Annotated in this window: 25 protein-coding genes and 1 riboswitch; of the genes, 18 read left to right on the top strand and 7 right to left on the bottom strand. The window is 66.4% G+C overall.

The window, feature by feature from the left end; translation table 11 throughout:
- Positions 1-123: 123 nt before the first annotated feature.
- Both ASD75_RS22635 and ASD75_RS22640 read right to left on the bottom strand, forming a co-directional pair.
- Positions 124-339: a hypothetical protein gene (locus tag ASD75_RS22635; protein WP_015015343.1), complete on the bottom strand. Its 216-nt coding sequence runs from the start codon at positions 337-339 to the stop codon at positions 124-126.
- 87 nt (positions 340-426) lie between these two features.
- Complete coding sequence (locus tag ASD75_RS22640; RefSeq protein ID WP_056748252.1) at positions 427-1371, bottom strand: LysR family transcriptional regulator; 945 nt, start codon at positions 1369-1371, stop codon at positions 427-429.
- A gap of 179 nt (positions 1372-1550) precedes the next feature.
- Here ASD75_RS22640 and ASD75_RS22645 point away from each other — a divergent pair, with 179 nt between their 5' ends.
- The 3 genes from ASD75_RS22645 (at position 1551) to ASD75_RS22655 (ending at position 6069) form a co-directional block, all read left to right on the top strand.
- A complete protein-coding gene (locus ASD75_RS22645) occupies positions 1551-2747 on the top strand; it encodes an acyl-CoA dehydrogenase (protein WP_015015345.1) in 1197 nt (398 codons plus the stop codon).
- Between the two features lie 109 nt (positions 2748-2856).
- Positions 2857-4131 (top strand): CaiB/BaiF CoA-transferase family protein, encoded by a 1275-nt coding sequence (locus ASD75_RS22650; protein ID WP_056748254.1) that lies wholly within the window; start codon positions 2857-2859, stop codon positions 4129-4131.
- A gap of 336 nt (positions 4132-4467) precedes the next feature.
- Positions 4468-6069 carry a methyl-accepting chemotaxis protein gene (locus ASD75_RS22655; RefSeq protein WP_056748256.1) on the top strand — a complete coding sequence of 534 codons (1602 nt, stop codon included), beginning with the start codon at positions 4468-4470 and terminating at the stop codon, positions 6067-6069.
- An 89-nt stretch (positions 6070-6158) separates the two neighbouring features.
- Here ASD75_RS22655 and ASD75_RS22660 read toward each other — a convergent pair whose 3' ends face one another.
- The 3 genes from ASD75_RS22660 to ASD75_RS22675 all read right to left on the bottom strand — a co-directional run bounded on the left by ASD75_RS22660 (position 6159) and on the right by ASD75_RS22675 (position 8739).
- The gene (locus tag ASD75_RS22660) at positions 6159-6707 is read right to left on the bottom strand and encodes a 6,7-dimethyl-8-ribityllumazine synthase (protein ID WP_056066768.1); all 549 of its coding nucleotides are present in this window, start codon (positions 6705-6707) and stop codon (positions 6159-6161) included.
- 150 nt (positions 6708-6857) lie between these two features.
- A riboswitch (FMN riboswitch) is annotated at positions 6858-7027 on the bottom strand.
- 137 nt (positions 7028-7164) lie between these two features.
- On the bottom strand, positions 7165-7650 hold the full coding sequence (locus tag ASD75_RS22670; RefSeq protein WP_056748260.1) for a hypothetical protein: 486 nt from the start codon (positions 7648-7650) through the stop codon (positions 7165-7167).
- A 114-nt stretch (positions 7651-7764) separates the two neighbouring features.
- Positions 7765-8739, bottom strand: coding sequence for a LysR family transcriptional regulator (locus ASD75_RS22675; RefSeq protein ID WP_056748264.1), 975 nt, complete (start codon positions 8737-8739; stop codon positions 7765-7767).
- 154 nt (positions 8740-8893) lie between these two features.
- Between ASD75_RS22675 and ASD75_RS22680 the strand changes: the two genes are divergently transcribed.
- The 5 genes from ASD75_RS22680 to ASD75_RS22700 all read left to right on the top strand — a co-directional run bounded on the left by ASD75_RS22680 (position 8894) and on the right by ASD75_RS22700 (position 14946).
- Positions 8894-9901 carry a TRAP transporter substrate-binding protein gene (locus tag ASD75_RS22680; protein ID WP_056748267.1) on the top strand — a complete coding sequence of 336 codons (1008 nt, stop codon included), beginning with the start codon at positions 8894-8896 and terminating at the stop codon, positions 9899-9901.
- Between the two features lie 70 nt (positions 9902-9971).
- Entirely contained in the window at positions 9972-11753 is a 1782-nt protein-coding gene (locus ASD75_RS22685; protein WP_056748268.1) for an IlvD/Edd family dehydratase, read from the top strand.
- A 53-nt stretch (positions 11754-11806) separates the two neighbouring features.
- Positions 11807-13036 carry a fumarylacetoacetate hydrolase family protein gene (locus ASD75_RS22690; RefSeq protein ID WP_200947641.1) on the top strand — a complete coding sequence of 410 codons (1230 nt, stop codon included), beginning with the start codon at positions 11807-11809 and terminating at the stop codon, positions 13034-13036.
- Between the two features lie 26 nt (positions 13037-13062).
- Positions 13063-13632 (top strand): TRAP transporter small permease, encoded by a 570-nt coding sequence (locus tag ASD75_RS22695; RefSeq protein WP_056748270.1) that lies wholly within the window; start codon positions 13063-13065, stop codon positions 13630-13632.
- Between the two features lie 33 nt (positions 13633-13665).
- Positions 13666-14946, top strand: a complete 1281-nt coding sequence (locus ASD75_RS22700; protein WP_056748272.1) for a TRAP transporter large permease subunit — start codon at positions 13666-13668, stop codon at positions 14944-14946.
- A 91-nt stretch (positions 14947-15037) separates the two neighbouring features.
- On the opposite strand, the gene ASD75_RS22705 is transcribed toward ASD75_RS22700, so the two are convergent.
- Positions 15038-15679: an NAD(P)-dependent oxidoreductase gene (locus tag ASD75_RS22705; protein WP_056748274.1), complete on the bottom strand. Its 642-nt coding sequence runs from the start codon at positions 15677-15679 to the stop codon at positions 15038-15040.
- 113 nt (positions 15680-15792) lie between these two features.
- Between ASD75_RS22705 and ASD75_RS22710 the strand changes: the two genes are divergently transcribed.
- The 7 genes from ASD75_RS22710 (at position 15793) to ASD75_RS22740 (ending at position 21297) form a co-directional block, all read left to right on the top strand.
- Entirely contained in the window at positions 15793-16695 is a 903-nt protein-coding gene (locus ASD75_RS22710; protein WP_056748276.1) for a LysR family transcriptional regulator, read from the top strand.
- A gap of 261 nt (positions 16696-16956) precedes the next feature.
- Positions 16957-17361 carry a hypothetical protein gene (locus ASD75_RS22715; protein WP_056748278.1) on the top strand — a complete coding sequence of 135 codons (405 nt, stop codon included), beginning with the start codon at positions 16957-16959 and terminating at the stop codon, positions 17359-17361.
- A gap of 29 nt (positions 17362-17390) precedes the next feature.
- Positions 17391-18269, top strand: a complete 879-nt coding sequence (locus ASD75_RS22720) for a LysR family transcriptional regulator (protein WP_056748280.1) — start codon at positions 17391-17393, stop codon at positions 18267-18269.
- Between the two features lie 33 nt (positions 18270-18302).
- Complete coding sequence (locus ASD75_RS22725) at positions 18303-18605, top strand: antibiotic biosynthesis monooxygenase (RefSeq protein WP_056748282.1); 303 nt, start codon at positions 18303-18305, stop codon at positions 18603-18605.
- 139 nt (positions 18606-18744) lie between these two features.
- Complete coding sequence (locus tag ASD75_RS22730; RefSeq protein ID WP_015015359.1) at positions 18745-19704, top strand: chemotaxis protein; 960 nt, start codon at positions 18745-18747, stop codon at positions 19702-19704.
- Between the two features lie 336 nt (positions 19705-20040).
- Positions 20041-20592, top strand: a complete 552-nt coding sequence (locus ASD75_RS22735; RefSeq protein ID WP_056066726.1) for a hypothetical protein — start codon at positions 20041-20043, stop codon at positions 20590-20592.
- Between the two features lie 45 nt (positions 20593-20637).
- Positions 20638-21297, top strand: a complete 660-nt coding sequence (locus ASD75_RS22740; RefSeq protein WP_056748284.1) for a DUF4124 domain-containing protein — start codon at positions 20638-20640, stop codon at positions 21295-21297.
- A gap of 50 nt (positions 21298-21347) precedes the next feature.
- On the opposite strand, the gene ASD75_RS22745 is transcribed toward ASD75_RS22740, so the two are convergent.
- Positions 21348-22292 (bottom strand): SDR family oxidoreductase, encoded by a 945-nt coding sequence (locus ASD75_RS22745; RefSeq protein ID WP_056748286.1) that lies wholly within the window; start codon positions 22290-22292, stop codon positions 21348-21350.
- Between the two features lie 48 nt (positions 22293-22340).
- On the opposite strand from ASD75_RS22745, the gene ASD75_RS22750 reads away from it, so the two are divergent.
- The 3 genes from ASD75_RS22750 to ASD75_RS22760 are packed head-to-tail and all read left to right on the top strand — an operon-like array spanning position 22341 to position 26335.
- Positions 22341-23405, top strand: a complete 1065-nt coding sequence (locus ASD75_RS22750; protein WP_056066718.1) for a CDP-6-deoxy-delta-3,4-glucoseen reductase — start codon at positions 22341-22343, stop codon at positions 23403-23405.
- Positions 23406-23447: 42 nt separating this feature from the next.
- Positions 23448-25652, top strand: a complete 2205-nt coding sequence (locus tag ASD75_RS22755; RefSeq protein WP_056748288.1) for an ATP-binding protein — start codon at positions 23448-23450, stop codon at positions 25650-25652.
- Positions 25649-26335 carry a response regulator transcription factor gene (locus ASD75_RS22760; protein ID WP_056748290.1) on the top strand — a complete coding sequence of 229 codons (687 nt, stop codon included), beginning with the start codon at positions 25649-25651 and terminating at the stop codon, positions 26333-26335. Before ASD75_RS22755 ends, ASD75_RS22760 begins: the two co-directional genes overlap by 4 nt.
- Positions 26336-26374: the final 39 nt, after the last annotated feature.

A 26374-nucleotide genomic window follows, 5' to 3' on the forward strand; every position in this document is an offset into this window, starting at 1 on the left:
AGGCACAGGGCCCGGATACCCCAGCCCGCGCACCAGGATTTAGCCAAAGGCACCCAATCCGCACGGAGGTCCCACGCCACACCGCGCGACGGATGCGCACAAGGGGCCGGCTGACGCGCGGGGTCAGTTGTCCTGTCGCCGGATCAGCTGGCGGCCACTGGCGGTGATGGCCAGCTCACCCCCCGTCCCCTTGGTGATGAAGCCCCATTCGAGCAGTCGCCCCGACACATGGTCCTTGAGCGCATGGGGCAGCGTGATGACTTCGCCCATCTCCAGTTGCTTGAGGGTCTCGATCTCGTCCACGGTGGGGTCGAAATGCGGAGCGTGGTAAGTGGTCATGGTGGTCGCTCTCCAACAAGGTTGCTGAATGAAAGACAGACTTCCGCGCGGCCAGATTAGTTCACAGCCCCCGTGGGCGCAAGCGCGTCATCCCGCAACCGGCGGGCTACCCACCTCTGCCATGTGCTGGAGCCAGCGCGCAAACGTGGCCAGCACCGGGGGCTGGGCCTGTGCGGGGCTGATGAGGTAGTACGCCCGCTCGCCGCGCAGCGGGCGGTTGCAGGCCACCACCAGCTCGCCGCTGGCGAGCTCGGCCTCGATGAGCAGCGGCGGGATCAGCGCCACGCCCATGCCATGCGTGGCGGCCACGGCCAGCATGGAGAACAGCTCGTAGCGCGGGCCATCCAGCGCGTGCGGTGCCTCCACCCCCATGGCATCGAACCACTGGCGCCAGCCGTAGGGGCGTGTGCTTTGCTGCAGCAGCGGCAGCTCGGCCAGCGCCTCGGCGGCCACGGGCTGGTGGGCGCGGCCCCGGCCCCGGGGCGCGGCCGATTCGAGCAGGCGCGGGCTGCACACGGGCACCACGTCTTCGTGCATCAGCAGTTGCGCCTGTACGCCGGGCCAGTTGGCCACCTGCTCGGGCGTGCCGGCATACAAGGCGGCATCGAAGGTGGTGTCGGCAAACAAGAAGGGGCGTGTCTGCGTGTCGATGTGCACCACGATATCGGGATGCGCCTGCGCCAGGTGCGGCAGGCGGGGGATGAGCCAGCGCGTGGCAAAGGTGGGCACCGCGGCCAGCGTAAGGGTGCCGCCCTCGCCCTGGTGGGCCATCACGTCCAGCGTATCGCGCTCCAGCCCCTGCAGCCAGCGCGCCACCTGGCGGCCATAGTGCGCGCCCGCAGGCGTCAGCACCACGCCGTGGCGCGTGCGGCGAAACAGTGCCACGCCCAAAAACTCTTCCAGCGCCTGGATCTGGCGCGACACCGCGCTTTGCGTGAGTGACAGCTCCTGCGCAGCGCGGGTGTAGCTCTCGTGGCGGGCGGCCACTTCAAAACAGGCCAGGGCCTGGGTCGATGGAATGTTGCGGCGCATGATGAAGAGGAATTTTTAAGTGACCAGCCACGCCTTGGTTTAGCTAGCCGCCAGTATTCCATACATTCCATAAACGCATGTCTGGATGAAAAGAACTCGCTTGCGGGCCACCACCCCAAGGCCTACGATGCGTTCCAGATTCGTTTTTTTCTTCCCCCCTTTCCGACCTGGAGACACACATGGCCCACGCCGCTTTTCAATGGGATGACCCTTTCCTCCTGAGCCAGCAACTGACCGACGACGAGCGCGCCATCCGCGACGCCGCCGCAGCGTATTGCCAGGACAAGCTGGCACCCCGCGTGCTGGACGCCTTCCGCCACGAAAAGATGGACGTGAGCATCTTCCGCGAGATGGGCGAAGTGGGCCTCTTGGGCCCCACCATCCCCGAGCAATACGGCGGCCCCGGCCTGTCGTACGTGGCCTATGGCCTGATCGCCCGCGAGGTGGAACGCGTGGATTCGGGCTACCGCTCGATGGCCAGCGTGCAGTCGTCGCTGGTGATGGTGCCCATTTATGAATTCGGCAGCGAAGCCCAGCGCCAGAAGTACCTGCCCAAGCTCGCCAGCGGCGAGTGGATCGGCTGCTTTGGCCTGACCGAGCCCGACCACGGCTCCGACCCTGGCAGCATGGCCACGCGCGCCTACAAGGTCGATGGCGGCTACAAGCTCAAGGGCAGCAAGATGTGGATCACCAACAGCCCCGTGGCCGACGTGTTCGTGGTCTGGGCCAAGGAAGTGTCTGAAGGCGGCGCCGTGGGCCCCATCCGCGGCTTTGTGCTGGAAAAGGGCATGAAGGGCCTGACGGCCCCCGCCATCCACGGCAAGGTGGGCCTGCGCGCCTCCATCACCGGCGAGATCGTGATGGACGATGTGTTCGTGCCCGAAGAAAACGCGTTCCCTGAAGTGCAGGGCCTCAAGGGCCCCTTCACCTGCCTGAACAGCGCGCGCTACGGCATTGCCTGGGGAGCCCTGGGCGCGGCCGAGTTCTGCTGGCACACTGCCCGCCAGTACACGCTGGACCGCAAGCAGTTTGGCCGCCCCCTGGCTGCCAACCAGCTCATCCAGAAGAAGCTGGCCGACATGCAGACCGAGATCGCCATCGGCCTGCAGGCCTGTCTGCAGTTCGGCCGCATGAAGGATGCGGGCACGGCCAGCGTGGAAGGCACCTCCATCATCAAGCGCAACAGCTGCGGCAAGGCGCTGGACATTGCCCGCCTGGCGCGCGACATGATGGGCGGCAACGGCATCAGCGACGAATTCGGCGTGGCCCGCCACCTGGTGAACCTGGAAGTGGTGAACACTTACGAAGGCACGCACGATGTGCATGCCCTCATCCTGGGCCGCGCCCAGACGGGCATCGCAGCGTTCGCCAACTGATCGGCCTGCGCCCCGAAAACCGGCAAAAACACCGCCTTTGCGGTGTTTTTGCCTTGTAGCGCCAGTCAATCATGCGCTGACAGCTATCAATTTCATAGTACACCACACCATGACCACCCCCTCTACCTCTCCCGGCGCCCTCGCAGGCATCAAGGTGCTCGACCTCTCCCGCGTGCTCGCGGGCCCCTGGTGCACCCAGGTGCTGGCTGATCTGGGGGCGGACGTTGTCAAGGTGGAGCGCCCCGGCGTGGGCGACGACACGCGCCAGTGGGGTCCGCCCTTTTTGAAAGACGCCGAGGGCAACGACACCAACCAGGCCAGCTACTACACCGCCTGCAACCGCAACAAGCGCTCGGTCACCATCGACATGGCCTCGCCCGAGGGCCAGGCGCTGATCCGGCAGATGGCGCAAGAGGCGGACATCGTGGTGGAGAACTTCAAGGTCGGTGGCCTCAAGCAATACGGCCTGGACCACGAGAGCCTGCGCGCGCTCAACCCGCGCCTCATCTACTGCTCCGTCACCGGCTTCGGGCAAGACGGGCCCTACGCCGAGCGCGCAGGCTACGACCTGATGGTGCAGGCCATGACGGGCCTGATGAGCATCACCGGCCAGGCCGACAGCCAGCCCGGCGGCGGCCCCATCCGCGTAGGCGTGGCCGTGATCGACCTGTTCACCGGCCTGTATGCCAGCAACGCCATCCTGGCCGCGCTGCACGTGCGCGACAACGCCACCAATGGCTCGGGCCAGGGCCAGCACATCGACATGGCGCTGCTCGACGTGGGCATGGCCGTGCTGGCCAACCAGGCCTCGGGCTTCCTCGCCACCGGCAAGGCGCCCGGCCGCATGGGCAACAGCCACCCCAGCCTCGCGCCCTACCAAGACTTCCCCACGCAGGACGGCAACATGCTGCTGGCCATTGGCAACGACGGGCAGTTCCAGCGCTTTTGCGCCGCCGCCGAGCAGCCCCAGTGGGCCAGCGACCCGCGCTATGCCACCAACACACTGCGCGTGCAAAACCGCACCGCGCTGATCCCCGCCATGGAGGCCGTGACCCGCACGCGCACCACAGCCGAATGGATCACGCTGCTGGAAGACAAGGCCGTGCCTTGCGGCCCCATCAACACCATTGCCCAGGCGTTTGACGACGCGCAGGTGCAGGCCCGTGGCCTGGCCGTGACGCTGCCGCGCTGGAAGGACGGCGAGGCAGCCACCGACAAGGTGCAGCAGATCACCGGCGTGGCCAGCCCGCTGCGCCTGTCGGCCACGCCACCGGTGCTGCGCAATGCGCCGCCGGCACTGGGCCAGCACACCGACGAGGTGCTGCGCGAGATGGGGCTGGACCCAGCGCGCATCGCGGCACTGCGGGCCAGCGGGGTTTTGTAGCCAGACCCGCGCGGCATCGGCCTGCGCGATGCCCTGACCACTCCACGGCCTTGCCCTCACCGGCAAGGCCGTTTTGTTTGTGCTGTCTGCATTGCATCGGCCCCTGGCGCTTATCTGGCTCGCGCTATCCGCTATCCATAGGATGACAAAGCGAGGGACTGAAGGAGCCTGCTTGCATCGGCCCCACGGCAAAAAAGACATGTACAAAAAATTACATCCGTCTCCATAATCCCAAAGACACCCTGTCTGCGGCCCCGCGCACGGCGCGCCGCTGGACCAGGGTGCTGGGCCCATGGCCCAGCACTGCGGCGTTTCTGGACCCTCAAGGAGTTCCTCATGAAGCTCAGCCTCAAGCTCCCCCTGGCCTTCACCGTGTCGCTGCTATTGCTGTTTGCAGCGGCCCTGTTTGGCATCAGCCGCCTGAACCAGGCGCTCGACACCTACCAGACCACCGTGGCCCAGAGCTTCGAGCACGAGCGCATGGCGGCGGGCATGCTCAACAACTTCAAGGTGCAGGTGCAGGAGTGGAAAAACGTGCTGCTGCGCGGCAAGGACCCGGCCCAGCTCACGCGCTACTGGGCCGCGTTTGAAAAGCAGGAACAGGCCATCAAGGACGAGGCGCAAAAGCTCGTAGCCGCCCTGCCCCCGGGGGAGGGCCGCGAACGCGTGTTGCAGTTTGCCCAGGCCCACGAACGCATGGGCACCGCCTACCGCAAGGGGTTTGAAGCCTTCAAGGCGGCCGACCACGACCCGCAAGCGGGCGACAAGGCCGTGGCGGGCATGGACCGCGAGCCCTCACAACTGCTGGACCAGGCGGGCGACCTGATCGCCAAGGCCAGCAGCGCCGTGGCCGAACATGCCGCCGCCACTGCGCAGCGGGCCACCACCATCAGCCTGGTGGTGATGCTGGTGGTGTGCGCGCTGGGCATAGCAGGCGCCATTGCCTTCAGCCGCACCGTGGTGAACCCGCTGGACAACGCGGTGCGCGTGTCGCAGGCCGTGGCCAGCGGCGACCTGACGGTGGCACGGCACGTGCAGGGCAAGGACGAGATCGCGCTGCTGCTCAATGCCTTGCACGACATGCAGATCAGCCTGTCGCACGTGGTGAGCAATGTGCGCAACAACGCCGACAGCGTGGCCGCCGCCAGCACCGAGATCGCGCAGGGCAACAACGACCTGAGCGCCCGCACCGAACAGCAGGCCAGCGCGCTGGAGCAAACATCGGCATCGATGGAAGAACTCAGCTCCACCGTGCAGGCCAACGCCGAAAACGCGCGCACCGCCAACCAGCTGGCCGTGAGCGCCAGCACCGTGGCCGTGCAGGGCGGTGATGTGGTGGCCGAGGTGGTGACGACCATGAAGGGCATCAACGACAGCAGCCGCAAGATCGCCGACATCATCAGCGTGATCGATGGCATCGCGTTCCAGACCAACATCCTGGCGCTGAACGCGGCTGTGGAAGCGGCCCGTGCCGGCGAACAAGGCCGGGGCTTTGCCGTGGTGGCCGGTGAGGTGCGCAGCCTGGCGCAGCGCAGTGCCGAGGCCGCCAAGGAGATCAAGACCCTGATCCACGCCAGCGTGGAGCGCGTGGAACTGGGCACCACGCTGGTGGACAAGGCAGGCGCCACGATGAACCAGGTGGTGAGCGCCATCCGCCGCGTGACCGACATCGTGGGCGAGATCAGCGCTGCCAGCAGCGAGCAAAGCGCGGGAGTCGCCCAGGTAGGGGACGCCATCACCGAAATGGACCAGGCCACGCAGCAGAACGCAGCGCTGGTCGAACAGAGCGCCGCCGCCGCTGACAGCCTCAAGGTACAGGCGCAGCAGCTGGTGCAGGCAGTGGCGGTGTTCCGGCTGGCAGACACCGACGCCAACACCCCCAGGCAGGCCAGCATGCCCGCACCGGGCCACCACCAGCCCCGGTTGGCCACAGGCTGAAGTGGCGCAGCCATTTCAAGCCCAATCGGCTTGAAGCGCTAGTGCATCATGCACCAACAGCTACATAAATAGTAGCAAATGGCGCCTTCTCAGGCTTCAGCCAGCGCAGGGGTTGCCTGCTGCACGGTGGCCAGCGTGGGCGAGGCCAGCTTGCGCAGGTAGGCCATGGTCTGCAGGCAGGCCTGGGCCACCTCGGTGCCCTTCTTCACAAAATGCTCGCGGAAGAAGCGCACATGGTCCTCGTGGTCGTGGAAGTCGCGCGGCGTGAGCACGGCCGACATCACGGGCACCTCGGTGTCGAGCTGCACGCGCATCAGGCCGTCGATGACGGCGGTGGTGACGAACTCGTGGCGGTAGATGCCGCCGTTGACCACCAGCGCACAGGCCACGATGGCGTCGTAGCGCCCGCTGCGTGCGAGCTTGCGTGCCAGCAGCGGAATCTCGAACGCGCCGGGCACATCGAACAGCGCCACCTGCGCGGGGGGCAGGCCGTGGCGGTCAAACTCGGCCAGGGCCGCGTCGCGGGCCTGGTGCACGATGTCCTGGTGCCAGCTGGCACTGATGATGGCCACGCGGGCGCCACGGTGGGCGGCGACGGGAGCCAGAGGGGAAACGGAAGGTGAAGAAGACTGATTCATGGGTTCCTCAGAACAGGGTTGGCCAGAATCAGGGCGCGCGCGAACACGGCGCCTGCACAGGGCGGCGCAGGCCCTGCGCCATGCCAGCGCGCAACAAAGCACGCAGGCAAACGCCGAGGGCCCAGCCACCCATGGCGGGAGCTGTGGGTTTCGCGATCTCTTTCATCCGGACTGTGACCGTCGGCTCTGGTTTCGCACCAGATCTGCTGACCCTGCAGGCCGATCCGAAGAACGGCACCGCAGGCGCTCGCGGGCTCTTGCGGGCTTTTCAGCCAACAAATACCGCCGGTGGGGAATTCCGCCCCGCCCTGAGAACGCTGTCGGCCCCGAAGGTCATCCGGGGCCGACGGGTGGGATTTTAGGCGGCGGGCACGCAGTACGCCGTCGCGCAGGCGATTGCCTGCACTGGCAGTGCCGGTTTCTACGGCTGTGGGCTGTATTGAACGCCGAAGTCTGCTCAGCGCACGCGCTGATACCCGCCTTCGGCCCAGGCCGCTGCGCTGGCGGGCGTGAGCTTGAAGGTGGGCGGCGCGGACGCACGTGCCAGTTCCTCACCCAGCTCGTCCTCTGCGCTCAGCGTGGCCGTGGCGCCTTCCTCATCGGGCACGATGGCCAGCGCCACGCGCAGGCGCTGGCCGTCTGCGGTGGTGATGTGCACGCTCTTGTTCAGCTGCGCATGCAACTGCTGCTCATGGCGGCGCACCACTTCGCTCGCGGTCTTGACCAGGGTGTGGAAGGCCGACACATCGAGCGGCTTGGGGTTCTTCTTGTCGCGGCCCATGGTCCAGGGGCCCACCAGCGCGGGTTCGGCCTCGCCCTTCAGTGTCATTGCCACGGCCCAGCCATCGTCGTCTTCGTTCTTGATGACCTGCGCCGTCCAGCGCCCATCGCTCCAGCAGCGGGGTTCCTGGATGGTGTCGGGCGTGTCGGGTGCGTCGGTCATGGAAAAAAAGGCCTGGATTGCGGGAAAGGGCGCAGAGCATAACGGCAGGGCCCGGTGGCCCCAATTTTCGATAACCATTGGTTATCGAAAAGGCCACACATGGCGCAGGCCTGGTCACTCCCCCAGAACGTCCGGCGCCACACCCGCCATGTCGCGCAACACCTCGATGAAGGCCTGTGCCGAGGGTGTGGGCGGCTCGCCCAGGCGGGTGATGAGGCCATAGCTGGGCATGCGGTTGGGCAGCTCGACGGGGATGCGCGAGAGCAGGCCCCGGTCCACATATTTCTGGATCAGCGCAGCGGGCTGCAGCGACATCATGTGGGTGGTGTTCATCAGCTCCAGCGCAAACAGGAAGGACGGCGTCTCCACCACCCCCGCCGTGAGCGCCAGGCCCGCGCCGCCGAACAGGTCGTCCGACACCTTGCGAACGGCCGTGGAGGCAGGGTACAGAATCCACGGCCAGTGCGCCAGCTCGGTCAGCGACAGGTCGGTGGCGCCGCGCAGCGGGTGGTGCTGCCCGCCCACCACATGCAGCGGCTCGGCGGACAGGTGCTCGTAGTGGAACTGGCTGCGCTGGTCCTCGGTGGTGAAGCGGCCGATCATCAGATCGATCTTGCGCTCGGCCAGCCAGGCGATGAGCTGGTCGCTGCTCTGCTCCAGGATCTTGATGACCAAGAGGGGCCGCAGGCGCTGGATCTCCACTACCGAGGCCACCAGCACATGCGCGGCCGAGCCGGTGATCGCACCCACCGTCACATGGCCATGGCCGCCCTGCTTGAGGGCGTTGAACTCGTCCACAAACTTGCGCTGCCCATCGAGCGCTGCGCTGGCGTAGCGCAGCGTAAAAAGCCCCAGCTCGTTGGGCCGCATGCCGCGCGAAAGGCGGTCGAACAGGCGCGCCTCCAGGATCTCCTCGATGTCCATCAGGATCTTGGTCGCCGCAGGCTGCGTGACGTGCATCTGCTCGGCCGTCAGCCGCAGGTTGCGCGTGCGGCCCAGGATGTCTAGAAACTGCAAATGCCGAAAGCGCAGCCGCGCGCAGGCCTGCGCCAAAGACAAGGGTTTACCCGGAAATTCGTCTGGACTCATAAGCGTTTGGAATGGATTGTCGCAAAACATTCAGTGGACCCGCCGGGGCGCGAAACCTAACCTTCGCCTTGCGTCCATGACGGCTTGCCAAAAAGCTGCATACGCCGACGGCCTCGCCAGCGGGGTCCCGCCATTCCAACGGAGACAAGACACCATGCAATTCAAGACCCTCGCCCTGGCTGCCGCTTTGCTGGCCGCCCTCGCCGCCCCCGTCTCGGCCCAAGTCAAGGAACACACCTTCAAGGTCGGCATTGGCCTGAGCGACGACCACCCGCAGGCCCAGGCCGTGCGCCACTTTGCCGAGCGCCTGCAGGCCAAGAGCGGCGGCAAGATGAACGCCAAGCTGTTCGCCAGCGGCGCCCTGGGCAACGACGTGAGCATGACCTCGGCCCTGCGCGGAGGCACGCTGGAGATGACGATTCCCGATTCGTCCACGCTGATGTCGCTGATCAAGCCCTTTGGCGTGCTGAACCTGCCGCTCACCTTCAACACCGAGGCAGAAGCCGACGCCTTGCTCGACGGCCCCTTCGGCCAGAAGCTGCTGGCCATGCTGCCCGACAAGGGCCTGATCGGCCTGGGCTTCTGGGAGAACGGCTTTCGCCACGTGACCAACTCGCGCCGGGCCATCAACACTGCCGATGATCTGGCGGGCCTGAAACTGCGCGTGATCCAGAGCCCTTTGTTCCTCGACACCTTCAACGCGCTGGGCACCAACGCCACGCCCATGCCGTTCACCGAGTTGTACACGGCCATGGAACAAAAGGCCGTGGACGGCCAGGAAAACCCGCCCGCCACCATTCTGGCGAGCAAGTTCTATGAAGTGCAAAAGCACCTGGTGCTGTCGCGCCACATGTACAGCGCCTGGGTGCTGCTCATCTCGAAGAAGACCTGGGACGGCCTCTCGGCCGACGAAAGGAAGATCGTGCAGGAGGCCGCCCGCGAGGCCACGGTGTTCGAGCGCAAGACCATCCGCGCTTTCAGCGAAACCGCACTGGGTGAGCTGAAGAAGGCCGGCATGCAGATCACCGAGCTGCCCGCCGCCGAGCAGGCCAAGCTGCGCACCAAGCTGCAGCCCGTGCTGGCCAAGTACGGCAAGGAGTTTGGCGAAGAAACCACCAGCGAGCTGATGGGCGAGCTGGCCAAGGCGCGGGGCGGCAAGTAAGCCGGTAGTTCGTTCCCCTGGGCGCAGCGTACCGCTGCGCCCAGCCCTTCTTTTGCGACGCTCCGACCCCATGACAAAGACACCCCGCCGCCCCTTCCGCTCCCGCGAATGGTTTGCCGCGCCCGAGCGCTCGGACATGACCGCGCTGTATCTGGAGCGGTTCATGAACTACGGGCTCACGCCCGAAGAGCTGCGCTCGGGCCGGCCCATCATCGGCATTGCGCAGACGGGCAGCGACCTGTCGCCCTGCAACCGCATCCACCTGGACCTGGCGCGCCGCGTGCGCGACGGCATCCGCGATGCGGGCGGGATTCCGATGGAGTTCCCCGTCCACCCCATCTTTGAAAACTGCCGCCGCCCCACGGCCGCGCTGGACCGCAACCTGGCCTATCTGGGGCTGGTGGAGATCCTGTACGGCTACCCCATCGATGCCGTGGTGCTGACCACGGGCTGCGACAAAACCACGCCTGCAGGCATCATGGCCGCGTCCACCGTGGACATCCCGGCCATCGTGCTCTCGGGCGGGCCGATGCTGGACGGCTGGCACGAAGGGCAGCTGGTGGGCTCGGGCACCGTGATCTGGCGCAGCCGCCGCCAGTTGGCGGCGGGCGAGATTGACGAGGAAGAATTTCTACAACGCGCCTGCAACAGCGCGCCCTCGGCCGGGCACTGCAACACCATGGGCACGGCATCGACCATGAACGCCGTGGCCGAGGCGCTGGGACTGTCGCTGCCGGGCTGCGCGGCCATTCCAGCGCCCTACCGCGAACGCGGCCAGATGGCGTACGAGACCGGGCGCCGCATCGTGGAGATGGCGTACGAAGACCTGCGCCCATCGCGCATCCTGACGCGCGAGAGCTTTCTGAACGCGCTGTCAGTGGTGAGCGTGGCGGGCGGCAGCAGCAACGCGCAGGTGCACATCATGGCGATGGCGCGCCACGCGGGCGTGCAGCTGGACGCGCAAGACTGGACCGACCAGGCCTACGACCTGCCCCTGCTGCTGAACATGCAGCCTGCGGGGCAGTTTCTGGGTGAACGCTTCTTCCGCGCCGGCGGCGTGCCCGCGCTGATGTGGGAGCTGCAGCAGGCCGGCAAACTGCATGCCGACTGCGCCAGCGTGACCGGCAAGACGGTGGGCGAGAACCTGCAAGGCCGCGAGACCCACGACCGCGAGGTGATCCGCCCCTTCAGCAACCCGCTCATGCACAAGGCGGGGTTCATGGTGCTCAGCGGCAACCTGTTCGACTTCGGGATCATGAAGACCTCGGTGATCTCCGAAGCCTTTCGCCAGCGCTACCTCAGCCAGCCGGGCGCGGAAGGCATCTTTGAAGCCCGTGCTGTGGTGTTTGAAGGCGCGGACGACTACCACGCCCGAATCAACGATCCAACCTTGAACATCGACGAAGGCTGCATCCTGGTGATGCGCGGCGCGGGCCCCATCGGCTGGCCGGGCTCGGCCGAAGTGGTGAACATGCAGCCGCCCGATGCGCTGATCCGGCGCGGCATCAACACATTGCCCACGCTGGGCGACGGACGCCAGTCGGGCACGGCAGACAGCCCTTCCATCCTCAACGCATCGCCCGAGAGCGCCGTGGGCGGGGGCCTGTCCTGGCTGCAAAGCGGCGACACCATCCGCATCGACCTGAACACCGGTCGCTGCGATGCACTGGTCGCCCCCGAGGAAATCGCGCGCCGACAACGCGACCTGCCCCCCCCACCCGTGCCCGCAAGCCAGTCGCCCTGGGAGGCGCTGTACCGCGAGAAAACAGGGCAATTGGCCGATGGCGCCACGCTGGACTTTGCGCTGGAATTTCAGCGCATCTCCGAAAAGACGCCACGCCACAACCACTGACAACGAACGGGTAGGCCACTGGCGCCTTCCCGGACTTTTTCGAAGGACTCTCCATGAACAACATGACGGCAGCGGCAGTTGCCGAACGGGCCCGTGCGCCCCAGGCCGCATTGCAAGTGCTTCCCGACGACGGCCTGCAAGGCACGCTGGTGGGCCGGGTGTGGGTGCCCAATGGTGCCGTTCCCGGCCCGGCCGTGGTGGCACTGCGGCCCGAAGGTGTGTTTGACCTCAGCGCGCACTACCCCACCATGAGCACGCTGCTCGACACCCTGGCACCGGCAGAGGCTGCGCGCAGCGCCACCGGCCAGTACCTGTGCAGCGTGGAAGACCTGCTGGCCAACAGCCTGCCCGGCGCACGTGACACCAGCCGCCCCTGGCTGCTGGCCCCGTGCGACCTGCAGGTGGTGAAGGCGGCGGGCGTGACGTTTGCGGCCAGCCTCATCGAGCGCGTGATCGAAGAGCAGGCGCGCGGCGACGCCACCCGCGCGCAGGGCCTGCGCAGCCAGGTCATCGGCCTCATCGGCCAGAACCTGGCGGACATCCGCCCGGGCTCGCCCGAGGCCATGCGCCTGAAAGCGCTGCTGCAAGACAAAGGCCTGTGGTCGCAATACCTGGAGGTGGGCATTGGCCCCGATGCCGAGGTGTTCACCAAGGCGCCGGTGCTGGCGTCCGTCGGCTGCGGGGACGACATCGGCATCCGCTCCGACTCGGCCTGGAACAACCCCGAGCCCGAGGTGGTGCTGGCCGTGAACAGCCGGGGCCAGATCGTGGGCGCCACGCTGGGCAACGATGTGAACCTGCGCGACATCGAGGGCCGCAGCGCCCTGCTGCTGGGTAAGGCCAAGGACAACAACGCTTCATGCGCTTTAGGACCCTTCATCCGCCTGTTCGACGCCAGCTTCGGGCTGGAACAGGTGCGCAATGAGACGGTGCACCTGCGTGTGGCGGGCGCGGACGGCTTTGAGCTGCGCGGTATCAACACCATGGCCAGCATCAGCCGCGACCCCACCGACCTGGTGGCGCAGACCCTGGCTGCGCACCAGTATCCGGACGGGTTCATGCTGTTCCTGGGCACGCTGTTTGCCCCCATCGAAGACCGCGGCCAGCCGGGCGGCGGCTTCACCCACCACCTGGGCGATCTGGTGTCCATCCAGAGCGCCTGGCTGGGCGGACTGCACAACCGCGTGGCGCACAGCGAGGCCGCGCCGCCCTGGCGCTTTGGCCTGCGCGCCTTCATGGCCAACCTGGCGCAGCGCGGGCTGCTGCAGGGCACAGCGCTTTGAGTCAAAAGAAAACAGGAGACAACCCCATGCTCAATGCCTTCATCGACCGCTGCTGCCGCTGGATCAACCTGCTCATTGCCCTGGCGCTGGCCGTGATGGTGGTGATGGTGTTTGGCAACGTGGTGCTGCGCTACGCGTTCAACTCCGGCATCGCCATCAGCGAGGAGGTCTCGCGCTGGCTGTTTGTGTGGATCACCTTCCTGGGCGCCATCGTGGCGGTGCGCGAGCGGGGCCACCTGGGCACGGACTTTCTGCTGGCGCGCCTGCCGCCGCAGGGCCAGCGCATCTGCCTCGCCATCAGCTACGCGCTGATGATCTGGTGCACTTGGCTGCTCTTCAGCGGCGCGCTGGCACAGGCGCGCATCAACTGGGATGTGGATGCACCGGTCACCGGTGCATCCATGGCCATCTTCTATGCGTCGGGTGTGGTGTTTGCCGTGGCGGCGGGCCTGCTGCTGGCGCTGGACCTGTGGCGCATTGTGTCGGGGCAGATGCCGGACAGCGAGCTGGTGCAAATCTCCGAATCCGAAGAACTGGCCGCCGTGGGCAGCCAGTTGCCGCACACAGCCCCCGCGCCCACGGCCTCACGCCAGTGAACCCCACACCGCAATGACCTGGAGCGCTCTTCCATGACCGTTTTTATCTTCCTCGGCTCCCTGCTGGCCGCCATGGCCATCGGCGTGCCGATCGCCTATGCGCTGCTGGTCTCCGGCGTCGCCCTCATGTGGCACCTGGACCTGTTTGACGCACAGATCCTGGCGCAGAACGTGATCAACGGGGCCGACAGCTTTCCGCTGCTGGCCGTGCCCTTTTTCATGCTGGCGGGCGAGATCATGAATGTGGGCGGTCTGTCGCAGCGCATCGTCAAGCTCGCGCTCACGCTCGTGGGGCACAAGCGCGGGGGGCTGGGTTTTGTGGCCATCCTGGCGGCTTGCATGCTGGCAGCACTGTCGGGCTCGGCTGTGGCCGACACCGCAGCATTGGCCGCCCTGCTGCTGCCCATGATGGTGAAGGCCGGGCACGACAAGGCGCGCGCAGGCGGGCTCATTGCCTCGGCCGGCATCATCGCGCCGGTGATTCCGCCGTCCATCGGCTTCGTGGTGTTCGGCGTAGCGGCCAATGTGTCGATCAGCAAGCTCTTCCTGGCGGGGATCGTGCCCGGGCTGCTGATGGGGCTGGCGATTGCAATCACCTGGTACTGGGTGTCGCAGCGCGAAAACGTCACGCCGCCGCCCAAGGCCACCACGGCCGAGAAGCTGCAGGCGCTCAAGGAATCGACCTGGGCGCTGTTCCTGCCGGTCATCGTGATCGTGGGCCTGAAGATGGGCGTATTCACACCCACTGAAGCCGCTGCCGTCGCTGCGGTCTATGCCCTGCTGGTGGCCACGCTGGTCTACCGCGAGCTGCACTGGCGCCAGCTGACCGATGTGTTCATCAGTGCCGCCAAGACCACCGCCGTGATCATGTTCCTGGTGGCGGCCGCCATGGTCAGCGCCTGGCTCATCACCGTGGCGGATATCCCGCGTCAGCTGGTGAGCCTGCTCAAGCCCCTGATGGAACACCCCACGCTGCTGCTCATCGCCATCATGGTGCTGGTGATGGCCGTGGGCACCGCCATGGACATGACGCCCACCATCCTCATCCTCACGCCCGTGCTGATGCCGGTGGTGAAGGCCGCAGGCATCGACCCGGTCTACTTTGGCGTGCTGTTCATCATCAACAACGCCATCGGGCTCATCACACCACCCGTGGGCACGGTGCTGAACGTGGTGGCGGGCGTGGGCAAGATGCGCATGGACGACGTGACGCGGGGCGTCATCCCGTTCATGGTGGCCCAGTTCGCGGTGATGTTCCTGATGGTGCTGTTCCCGTCCCTCGTGCTGGTGCCGATGCGGTGGTTTACGGGATGAACCTGCGTTTTGAAGCAAAAAGTGCCGCAAGCGCTAGTGGATATTGCGCTTGCAGCTATCAAATCAGGAGTTACTCACCCCTAAGCGCTGTTCAGTTGGCCACCGTGAAACGCTTTTGCACGTGGCGTGGTGTTTCCAGTTCGTCGGCCATTGCCACCGCCAGGTCGGCCACGCTGATGCTGCCAGGCTGGTCGCCGTTCATCAGCGGGGCCTCGTCGCCCAGGCGGTACTGGCCGGTGCGCTCGCCGGGCTGCAGCAGGATGGGGGGCGAGAGGAAGGTCCAGTCCAGCGTGCTTTCGGTGCGGATCCAGTTCAGCGCCTCGCGCGCGGCCAGGGCGCCCTGCTTCCATTCGGCGGGAAACTGGGGCGTGTCCACCAGTTGCACACCGGGCGCCACAAACAGGCTGCCCGCGCCGCCCACCACCAGCAGGCGGCGCACGCCGGCCGCCTTGGTGCCGTCGATGATGGCGCGCGTGCCTTTGAGGAACTGGTCGTGGATGTCTGGCACCGTCCAGCCGGGGTTGTAGGCGCTCACCACCGCGTCGTGGCCCGCAACGGCCTTGGCCACCTGGGTGGCGTCCTGCGCGTCTGCGGCGACCACGGTCAGGCCTTCGCGGGCCGTGAGCTTTGCCGAGTTGCGGGCCAGCACGGTCACACGGTGGCCGCGTTGCAGCAGTTCGTTCAGCACGGCCGAGCCGACAAAACCGGTGGCGCCAATCAGGGCGATGTTCATATCGATGTCCTTGGGGTCAAAGTTGTGATGTAGTGAGAATAGGATCTTGTCAAAACAGGCGGTAGATGGCTAAAACTGCCTTATCTTTGAAGCTGTGCTTCACAATCAAACGCATGGAAGACCTCAAACGCATGGCTGTTTTTGCCTCGGTGGTGCAGCACGGCTCGATGAGCGGCGCCGCGCGCGCACTGGGCATGAGCACTTCGGCGGTGAGCCAGCAGGTGCGCAAGCTCGAAAGCGACGGCGGCGTGACGCTGCTGCACCGCTCCACGCGCAAGTTGGCGCTCACCGAGGCGGGCCAGCGTTACCACGCGCGCTGCGCTGCCATGTGGGCGGCGGCGGAGCAAGCGCGCGCCGAGCTGGCCGCATCCCGCGATGCGCCCAGTGGCGAATTGCGGATGTCGGCCACCGTGGGGTTTGCGCGGCACATCGCACCCGCCCTGGGTGAACTGCTGGCCGCGCACCCGGCGCTGCGCCTGCGGCTGCTGGTGGACGACTCCACCATCGACCTCATCAACGCCCGCATCGACCTGGCCGTACGCTACGGGCGCCTGGCGGATTCGACCTGGGCGGCCCGGCGCCTGGGGGGCATGAGTTGGTACCTGTGCGCATCACCCGAATGGGTGGCCGCACACGGCGTGCCCCAGCACCCGGATGCGCTGCTGTCCCATAGCTGGCTGGGCTTCGCGCGCGAGGGGGGCGGGTTGCTCATCGACCTGCGCAGTCCCAGCGGCGAGCCGCGCGCACTGCGGGTGGAGCCGCGCATTGCCAGCAACAACCAGCTCTCGATCCAGCAGATGTGCGAGGCCGGGCTGGGCCTGGCGTTGGTGGGCAGCATGGACTCGCACGAAGCACTGCAGGCCGGGCGGCTGGTGCGCCTGCTGCCCGACTGGTCGTTTGGCACGCTGGACATCTGGGCCGTCACGCCCCAACGCGATGCCCAGCCCGCCAAGGTGCGCCAGTCCATCGCGGCACTGCATGCCTACCTGCGGCAGGTGCCCGGTATTTCGGACTGAAAGCGACCAACAAAACTTTTCTGGCGTCGTTGCCGCGTCTTGTCGTACTGCTCGCACTGCCTGCGACGCAGCGCCTAGCCAGAACCGCTACGCTAGTTTTTGTGAGCCGCTCCGAGCCTTGCTCGTCGGCACCCATCGATTTTTTATCGCACGGACCCACAAATTCCATCGTTGTGTGGGCGCCGTGCTCTGCCTACAGTTGCGGCTCCCTGGCCAGGGTTTGTTTGATGGATTGACCCCACCACCCACCGGAGACCCGACATGACGACCAACCCGCCACTGATCTTCCCCATCGACCGCGTGCTGACCGCCTTCGAGCAGCAGGACGTCCCCACGCTGCTGGCCACCATTGCCGACGATGTGGACTTCCGCATCGACCACTACCGCGACGATACCGACACCAGCTGGCAAATCGCCCGCAACAAGGCCGAGGCGATGGCCGTGGTGCAGCGCCTGGGGGTGGAGGTGTTCCCGCGCGGCACGAAGATCCTGCACACCCACAGCCAGCCGCTGAGCAACGACTGGGTGCTCACGCACTTTCACCAGCGCTTCTTTTATGCGGTACAACAGCGCGAGGTGGAATCCGTGACCTGGATCACCAGCCATTCGCAGAACGGCCAGGTGGACTATTTCCGCGAGACCGTCACCACCATCACCCCCGTCTGACAACCTGATCCAAGAAAGGCCCTGCCACCATGCTGTTTGACCTGCGCGCCCTGGGCTACTTTGTAGCGGCCTATGAAGAGCGCTCGGTCACGGCCGCATCGCGCCGCTGTTTTGTGGCGCAGCCGTCCATCAGCATGGCCATCAAGGGGCTGGAGGATGCGCTCGAAACCACCCTTTTCGAGCGCAGCCGCCAGGGCCTGGCCCCCACACCTGCCGCGCACCGGCTGTACCCCCGCGCCTGCAGCCTGCTGGCCCAGTCCAGCGCCATGGTGCGCGACTTTCGCGATGCACCACGTGAAACGCTGGGCATCTTCCTGCAGGACGACCTGATGGTGCAGCAGGCCACGCCCCTGTTCGCACACATCGCGCAGGAGCTGCCCCACACCATGGTGCGGCTCACCGCCAGCGCGCAAGAGGCGCGGCTGCGCATGGTGGCCGAGCACTGCAAGCCGCCGGGCGACACCTTTGTGCCGCTGTGGCACGAGCCTTATGTGATGCTCGTGCCCGAGCTGCACCCGCTGCGCTTCAAGAAGCGCTTTGGCCTGGCAGACATTGAAAACCTGCCCCTCATCGAGTGGCCCTATTGCCCGCTGCACCAGTCCTTCATCCGTCTGCTGGCCGAGCGGGGGATTGCGCTGCAGGTGCAGGCCAGCGCCGCGCGCGAGGAGCTGCTGCTGCACATGGTGGACGCGGGCATGGGCTTGGCCGTGGTGCCGCAGTCGCATGCAGCCCAGGCGCGCCGCGCGCTCACCCGCCCGCTGGACGGGCCCTTGGCCTTCTCGCGCAACATCGGCCTGGCCTGCGACGCGTCGGACGCGCCCCTGCTCGGTCTGCTGCACCGCCTGGCGGACGGCATGAAGGCCACCGCAGCCCAGCCCGAGCCCACGCAGCGCAGCAATGTGGTCTGATTCCCTGCCCCATCCACCCCTCTGGCCACTCCCATGATTCTGGAAATTGCCCACCTCACCATCCGCTCCGGCCAGAACAGCGCGTTTGAACAGGCGTTTGCCCAGGCGCAGCGCATCATTGCTTCCATGCCCGGCTACCTGTCCCATGAGCTGGGGCATTGCATGGAGCGACCGCAGGACTATGTGCTGCTGGTGCGCTGGGCCACCCTGGCCGACCACGAGGTGGGTTTCCGCCAATCCGCCCAGTACCAGGAGTGGAAACGGCTGCTGCACCATTATTACGATCCGTTCCCCACCGTTGTGCACTTTGAGCCGGTCACGCCGGACAGGGTGTGACGGCGCCGCCACGCACGGATGCTGCAGCGCACTATTCGGGTATTGCCTGAAGATTTAGCGCACTGCGCGTGCCGTTTGGGTCCTAGAATTTGTAAAAGCGCGTATCTTCGTATCTTCATTACCGCGCGAAGGATCCAACATGAAAGCCATCCAGCAGGACATCGACGAGCGGACCAACCTCACCAGCACCAACAAGTTCGAGCTGCTGCTGTTTCGCCTGGGCATCGACAGCGCCTTGGGCAAGTCCGAGCTGTTCGGTATCAATGTCTTCAAGATCCGCGAGATCGTGGCCATGCCCAGCATCACGCCGATTGCGGGCACCACGGCCCATTCGCTCGGGGTGGTCAACCTGCGCGGACAGGTGATTCCGGTGCTGGACCTGCCCTCCATCGTGGGTTGCAAGCCACAGACGGGCCTGAACATCATGCTGGTGACAGAGTACGCACGCACCACCCAGGCGTTTGCGGTCGAGTCGGTGGAAGACATCGTGCGCCTGGACTGGAAACAGGTGCTGTCGGCGGAAACCAGCGGCGCTGCTGGCAAGCTGGTGACCAGCATTGCCCGTCTGGACGGCAACACCGACGAGTCCCGCCTCGCGCAGGTGCTGGACGTGGAAGCCATCCTGCAGATGATCTCGCCCTCTGACGGTCACGAGGTCACAGAGGAAAAGGTGGGCGCCAAGCTCAAACTCAAGCCTGGTTGCATCATCCTGGCGGCGGACGACTCGTTCGTGGCCCGTTCGCTCATCGAGCAAGAACTCAAGGTGCTCAACGCGCCATATGAAATGGTGAAATCCGGCAAGGAGGCCTGGGACCGGCTCAATGCCATCGCCAAAAGTGCCGAGGCCGAGGGCAAGACGGTGCTTGACCGCGTGGCCATGGTGTTGACCGACCTGGAAATGCCAGAGATGGACGGCTTCACGCTGACGCGCAACATCAAGCAGGACGCCCGCTTTCATGGGCTGCCGGTGGTCATCCATTCCTCGCTGTCGGGCTCGGCCAACGAAGACCACGTTCGCAGCGTCGGGGCCGATGGCTATGTGGCCAAGTTTGTGGCGGAAGACCTGGCGGAGACCATCCGCCGCGTACTGCCCAAGTAAACCGGCGCCCTATCCGCTGGAACACAACGGCCTTGCGGGGCCGTTTTTTTGCGGGTCCGATTTTTTGCTTGAATCATCTGATTGCGCCGGTAAAACGTACTCTGATAGCTATCATTTTTGACGATATCAAGCAGCAGGCGTGCCCCATATTCACGGGTTGTTACAGCCTCCATCGGCTCCTGTGCATGCGCCGAGTCAACCAAAAGCCGTCCCCACGCGCTAAAGTGATTGGCCCCCTGTGCCAGACCCCTGAAATTTGTAACGCTCCACCGGAGCGCTTTTCATGGGCTTTACGGACAAGGCGGAACGCGCCTACCCGGCCGGAGTCTGATCACCATGACCTACACCATCACCCGCATTCTTTCCGCCACGGTCCTGGGGGCCCTGGTGACGGGGTGTGCCACCGTGCCGGGCGACCCTTATTACGACTCTCCGCGCTACCCGGTGTACGAACAGCCAGGCTACATCTACAGTGCCCCGCCGCCGGTGTACCAAGCGCCGCCTGTGTACCGTGCGCCTGGCGTGATCTATTCGGCCCCGCCGCCACCGCCCGCCATCTACTACGGCGGACGTGACCGCGACGACAACCGGTGGGACAACGACCGCAACCGCAATGACTGGCGCGAAAGAGAGCGTGACCGTGACCGCGCTGAGCGCGACCGGGCAGCACGCGAACGCGAACGCCGCGACCAGCAGGCCCGTGAACTGGATCGCCGAGCCCGAGAACAGGACCAGGCCCGCCGGGAGCAGGCCGAACGGGATCGCCGCGCTGCTGAAGACCGCCGCAACCGCGAAAACCGCCCCGGCCGCCTGGCACCCGACAGCTACACCCCGAGTCCGTACGACTGGCGCTCCCGTCAGCAGTCCAACAGCCCGGACAAGCCGTGATGGCCTGGCGCTGACCCCGCTACCCCCCACAACTCTCCAGCCACCATGAAACCACGTACCCATACCCTCATCGCTGGCCTGTGCGTGGTCTTTCTGGGCGCACTACCTCCATTGGGTGCCCAGGCGCAGGTGGTGCGCTGCACCGACGCTGCCACGGGCAAGGTCACCTACACCGACGGCAAATGCGCCAGCGGCACCACCGTGCGTGAGGTGGAGGCCCGCAAAACTCCGCAGGAGATCCAGCAGGAGCGCGAAGAAGCCGCCGAGGCGCTGGCGCGCAAACAGCAGCGCTTGCAGGCCGAGGCGACCGCCGCCGAGACCGAATCACGGCGCAATACACAACGCGACCAGACCGCTCCTGCCAAAACCACAGACTACGCACGCTCCCCGGAGTGCGCCCGTTCACGGCGCAACCTGGATGTGGTGTTGAGCAGCGTCACCGGCGGCGGCTACGAACAAAACCTGCGGGTGGAGGCGGCGCAGCGGCAGGTCGACCTGGACTGCCTGGGCCCTCAGGGCTATGCGGAGGTGGAGAAGTCCCGCCCCCGGTCAACTAACACCACGACGCCGGTAGTCGTCGTGCCCCCACCGCATTACCCGGCGCGGCCTACGCCGGTGCAACCGCCGGCGCCCACCCCCAAAAAATTCACGCAGTGCAACGTGTTCCGCTGCTACGACGCCCAGGGCAATAGCTACCCCCGCTGATCGGTCGCCCATGTGGGCAAGGTGAGGAGAGTGCGGATTTCTCCAGCCTCTCAGGCTCGCAACCCCTCAGCCACACTGGGGTAGCGCAACCGCAGACCCAGCTCGCGCAGCATGCGCTGGTTGTCCAGCCGGCGCGATTCGCTCATGAAACTCAGCAGCATCAGCGACAGCTGCTCTTGCGCCGTGCTGCGACGCACGCGCGGCGGGCGAGGCAGGCCATACAGATCAGCCGCCATGTCAAAGTAGTCGCCCATCTTCATGTGGGTGGAGTCGCTCACGTTGTAGGCGCGCTGCGGGCGCCCCTTCCACACGGCCGCCATGCAGGCGCGCGCCAGGTCTTCGGCATGGATGTGGTTGGTGAACACATCGTCCTCGGCCACCAGCACAGGCGTGCCCCGGCGCAAGCGGGCCTCAGGCGTACCGCCCTCGCGGTCGGGGGCGTAGATGCCCGGAATGCGCAACACGGTGGCCCGCACGCCGGCACGGCCCAAGTGGCGCACGGCGCGCTCGGCATTCACACGGCGCTGGGCGCGAGGTGTGCCGGGGGCCACGGCCCGAGTCTCTGACACCAGGGCCCCCTGGCAGTCGCCATACACACCGCTGGTGGACGCGTAGGCCAACGACATTGGCAAGGTGCGCAGCCGCAGCGCGCGGGTCAGCGCCACGGTACGGGGGTCACGCCACCAGGCATCGCCCCCTGCGCCCTCCCCCGGCGGGGGCGCCAGATGCAGCACCCGCGTCGCCAGGCCGGATAGCCTGCGCAAGGTGCCTGCATCGTCCAGATTGCCCACCAGAGGCCGGGCCCCTTGTGCCCGCAGCTCCGCCACCCGCCCAGCGCTGGAGGTCAGTGCCAGCACCTGCATGCGCCCGGCCCCGGGGCCCGTCTGCAGATGGCGCAGCACCCGTTGACCTACATCACCACAGCCCACGATGAGCAGGCGTTCGCGACGAAAGCGCGCTGGCAGCGCGCCGAGGGGGTTCTGGTTTGAGGGCAAAATCGGGTCCGTTTGCTTAGCTAGAGACGACTCCAAGGATACCCACACATGACCAGCGCCGAGGCTGCCACCACCGCAGCGTTTCAGATCACCGTGCAGCCCAGTGGCCGCGCTTTCAGTGCCAATGCGGGCGAAGCCATCCTGGCCGCCGCCATCCGCAGTGGCGTGGGCCTGCCCTACGGCTGCAAGGACGGCGCCTGTGGCTCGTGCAAGTGCAAAAAACTCAGCGGCACCGTGCAGCACGGCGCCCACCAATCCAAGGCCCTCACGGCCGATGAAGAGGCCGCAGGCCTGGTGCTGACCTGCTGCGCACAGCCACTGTCCGACGTGGTGCTCGAATCGCGCCAAGTCACCGACGAAAGCGCCTACCCCGTCAAGAAGATGCCAGTGCGCGTGGCCTCGCTCCAAAAGAAATCAGACGATGTGATGCAGGTGCGCCTGCAGCTGCCTGCCGCAGACACCTTCCGATACCACGCGGGCCAGTACATTGAGTTCATCCTGCGCGACGGCGCCCGACGCGCTTACTCGATGGCCAACGCGCCGCACACCCAGGCAGAGGCACCGGGTGTGGAGCTGCACATTCGACACATGGCCGGCGGCAAGTTCACCGACCATGTGTTTGGGGCGATGAAGGAGAAGGAAATCCTGCGTGTCGAAGGTCCGTTTGGCAGTTTTTTCCTGCGCGAAGACTCCGACAAGCCCATCGTTCTGCTGGCATCCGGCACCGGCTTTGCCCCCATCAAGGCGCTGATCGAGCACCTGCAGTTCAAGGGCATCAGCCGCCCCACCGTGTTGTACTGGGGCGGCCGTCGCCCTGGCGATCTGTACCTGGCCGACTGGGTGCAGGCCCGCGTGGCCGAATTGCCGTGGTTGCGCTACGTTCCGGTCATTTCCAACGCACTGCCCGAGGACGGCTGGACCGGCCGCACAGGCTTTGTGCACCAGGCGGTGCTGGACGACTTTACGGATCTCTCAGGTCACCAGGTCTATGCGTGTGGCGCGCCCATCGTGGTCGAGTCCGCCCGTGACGCCTACAGCGCCCAGCGCGGCCTGCCGTCGGAAGAGTTTTTTGCCGACGCATTCACGTCGGAAGCCGACAAACACGGCGGCTGACACGCCCCCGCAAGGCCGATAAAGACACCTGGACCACAACCCATGGTGCGTGCAGCGCCCGCCCCGCCAGCCCCGCAGGGCGCGCCCCGCCGCTGGCATCAAGTCCGGCGCGGAGGCTTCATTGCCACGCTGCTATTCCTGGCGGCCCTGCTGGTGTGTGGCGCGGGCGAATGGGCAGAACAGAGCGAACGCGACGCCCAGTGGGACAACCTGCGCCGCCTGGGCGAGGTGCAAGCCCTGGCGCTGCGTGGCGTGGCCACGCGCTACAACTACCTGCCCTTCACCACCGCGCAGCACCCGCTGGTGCGCCAGTTATTGCAGGAGCCTTCATCTCAGGCCGTACGCGACGCAGCCAACGCTTACCTGCAGGCGGTGAACCAGCATGCGGGCTCCGACATGCTGTACGTGATGGACCCGCAGGGCCTCACCCTCGCGTCCAGCAACTGGGACACCCCCAACAGCTTTGTGCACCAGAACTACGGCAACAGGCCGTACTTTCGCGATGCCCTGGCGGGCCAGACGGGCCGCTTTTATGGCGTGGGTAAGACCACGGGCGAACCCGGCCTGTTTGTCTCGGCCCCCGTGGTCGATGCGGGCCGCGTGATCGGCGTGGTGGCGGTCAAGGTACGCATGGAACCCATCTCGGACCCATGGGCCCAGCTGCGCGATCCAGTGTTCGTGACGGACGAGCGGGGCATCGTCTTTCTCGGCTCCGTGCCCGGCTGGCTCTACCGCACCAGCCAGCCCTTGCCCACCCCACTCGTGCAGCAGCTGCAGCACAACGAACAGTACGGCACAGGATGGACCCCGCGCGCCGTGCCCTGGACCCTGCACCCCCAAAACGACCCGCCCGGTACTGAACTGCGCCTTGACGGCGCTGGCGGCAAAAGCTACCTGGCGTTCGAAGAGAAGCTGCCCGACCTGGGCTGGACCCTCACCGTCACTGCCGACAGCCGCGTGGTGGCCCTGGCGCGGCAACAGGCCTGGGCGCTGGCCACGCTGGCGTCGGGCCTGCTGGTGCTGGGTGCGCTGTACTGGCAATTGCGCGAGCGGCGCCTCGCCGAAAACCGGCTGGCCCGCATCGAACTGGAGCAGCGCGTACAAGAGCGTACCCACGCGCTGCAGCAGGCACAGGCGTTCCGCCAGTCCATGGAGGACTCGCTGCTGGTGGGCATGCGCGCCCGCGACCTCGAAGGGCGCATCGTCTATGTCAACGCGGCCATGTGCGATATGGTGGGCTACCGGGCCGACGAACTCATCGGCCAGCTGCCGCCCTACCCGTACTGGCACCCTGACGAGCTGGACCGCCACTGGAACGACAGCGACACGGTGCTGGCCGGCAACGCGTTTCCGCAGGGGCGGGAGAACCGGCTGAGGCACCGTGACGGGTCGGACGTGTACACGATGTTCTACACCACACGCCTGATCGACGGCAGCGGCCAGCACATCGGCTGGATGAGCTCGGTGGTCAACATCACCGCGCAGAAGCGGGCCGAAGAGCAGCAGCAGCAGCGCGAGACCCAGCTGCAGCGGGTGCAGCGCGTGATCACCGTCGGCGAGATGGCATCCACCCTGGCCCACGAGCTGAACCAGCCGCTGGCCGCCCTGGTCAACTATGCGGCTGCCGCACGGGCGCTGGCCGCCCAGGGCAAGACCGGCCCCCTCCACGACAGCCTGGAGGCCCTGTCGGCCCAGGCGCTGCGGGCCGCCGACATCGTGGGTCGTATCCGCCGCTGGGTGCGCCAGCACCCTGAAAGCCGCGAGCCTTGCGATCTATCTGCCATCGTGGAGCAGTCGCTGGAGCTGCTCTTGCGCGCCGAGGCTCGCCGCCAGGGGATCCCTGTGCGTGTGGAACAGGCCGGCGCCCCTTTGCCGGTGAACGCAGACCGTGTGCTGCTGGAGCAGGTGGTGATCAACCTGGGCCTGAACGCCCTGCAGGCCATGCAGACCCACCAGCCCCCGCCCGGCGGGCACGAATTGCGGCTGCGCATGGCCGCAGACGATGGCCAAGCGCTGGTGCAAGTGCTGGACCGGGGCCCAGGCCTGCCGCCCGGCATCGCCGAGCGCCTGTTCGAGCCTTTCTTCACCACACGTTCCGACGGTCTCGGCCTGGGTCTCAACATCTGCCGCTCCATCATTGAAAGCATGGGGGGCCAATTACAGGCCCGCAATCGCGAAGGCGGCGGCGCGGTCTTCGAGATCCGCCTGCCATGCCCCCCCGCCAACGAGAATGCCACCGCGCCATGACCTACGACACTGCCCCCATCGCCGCTGACTCGCTGGACCCCACTGCGGTCTACATCGTGGACGACGACGAAGGCGTGCGCCAATCGCTGGCCGCACTGCTGCTGGCACGCGGGTACACGGTGCGAGCATTTGACGGCGGCGAGGCCTTTCTGGCGCAGGCTGCACTGGACCACCCCGGCTGCGTGCTGCTGGACCTGCGCATGGAAGGCTTGAGCGGGCTGCAGGTGTTCCACGAACTCGGCCAGCGCCACAGCGCGCTCAAGACCGTGTTCCTATCGGCCCACGGTGAGCTGTCCTCCGCCGTGGCAGCCGTCAAACAAGGGGCGGTGGACTGGCTCGAAAAACCGTGCAACGAAGCCACTTTGCTGGCCGCTGTCGAAAAGGCCTCCACGCTGTCGCAAACGCAAGCACGGCAGACACAACGGCAGCACCAGCTGCGCGAGCGCTGGAACGCCCTGAGCCCACGCCAGCAAGAGGTGGCCCAGCTGCTGGGCACGGGCCTCAGCAGCAAGGAAGTGGCCCGTGCACTGGCGCAGCGTGACCCGGAGCGCCCCATCGACCCGCGCACCGTGGACACACACCGGTCCGCCATCTTCCTGAAGCTGGACATCCGCTCGTCGCACGAACTGGGCATGCTGGTGGAAGACCTGGGCGTGGCGCTCAGCGCGCCTCGCACGGCATGAACGTCCCCGCCTGACCATCACCCCCTCAGGGCTTCATAA

This window comes from Acidovorax sp. Root568 (assembly GCF_001427445.1).
Classification (GTDB): domain Bacteria; phylum Pseudomonadota; class Gammaproteobacteria; order Burkholderiales; family Burkholderiaceae_C; genus Acidovorax; species Acidovorax delafieldii.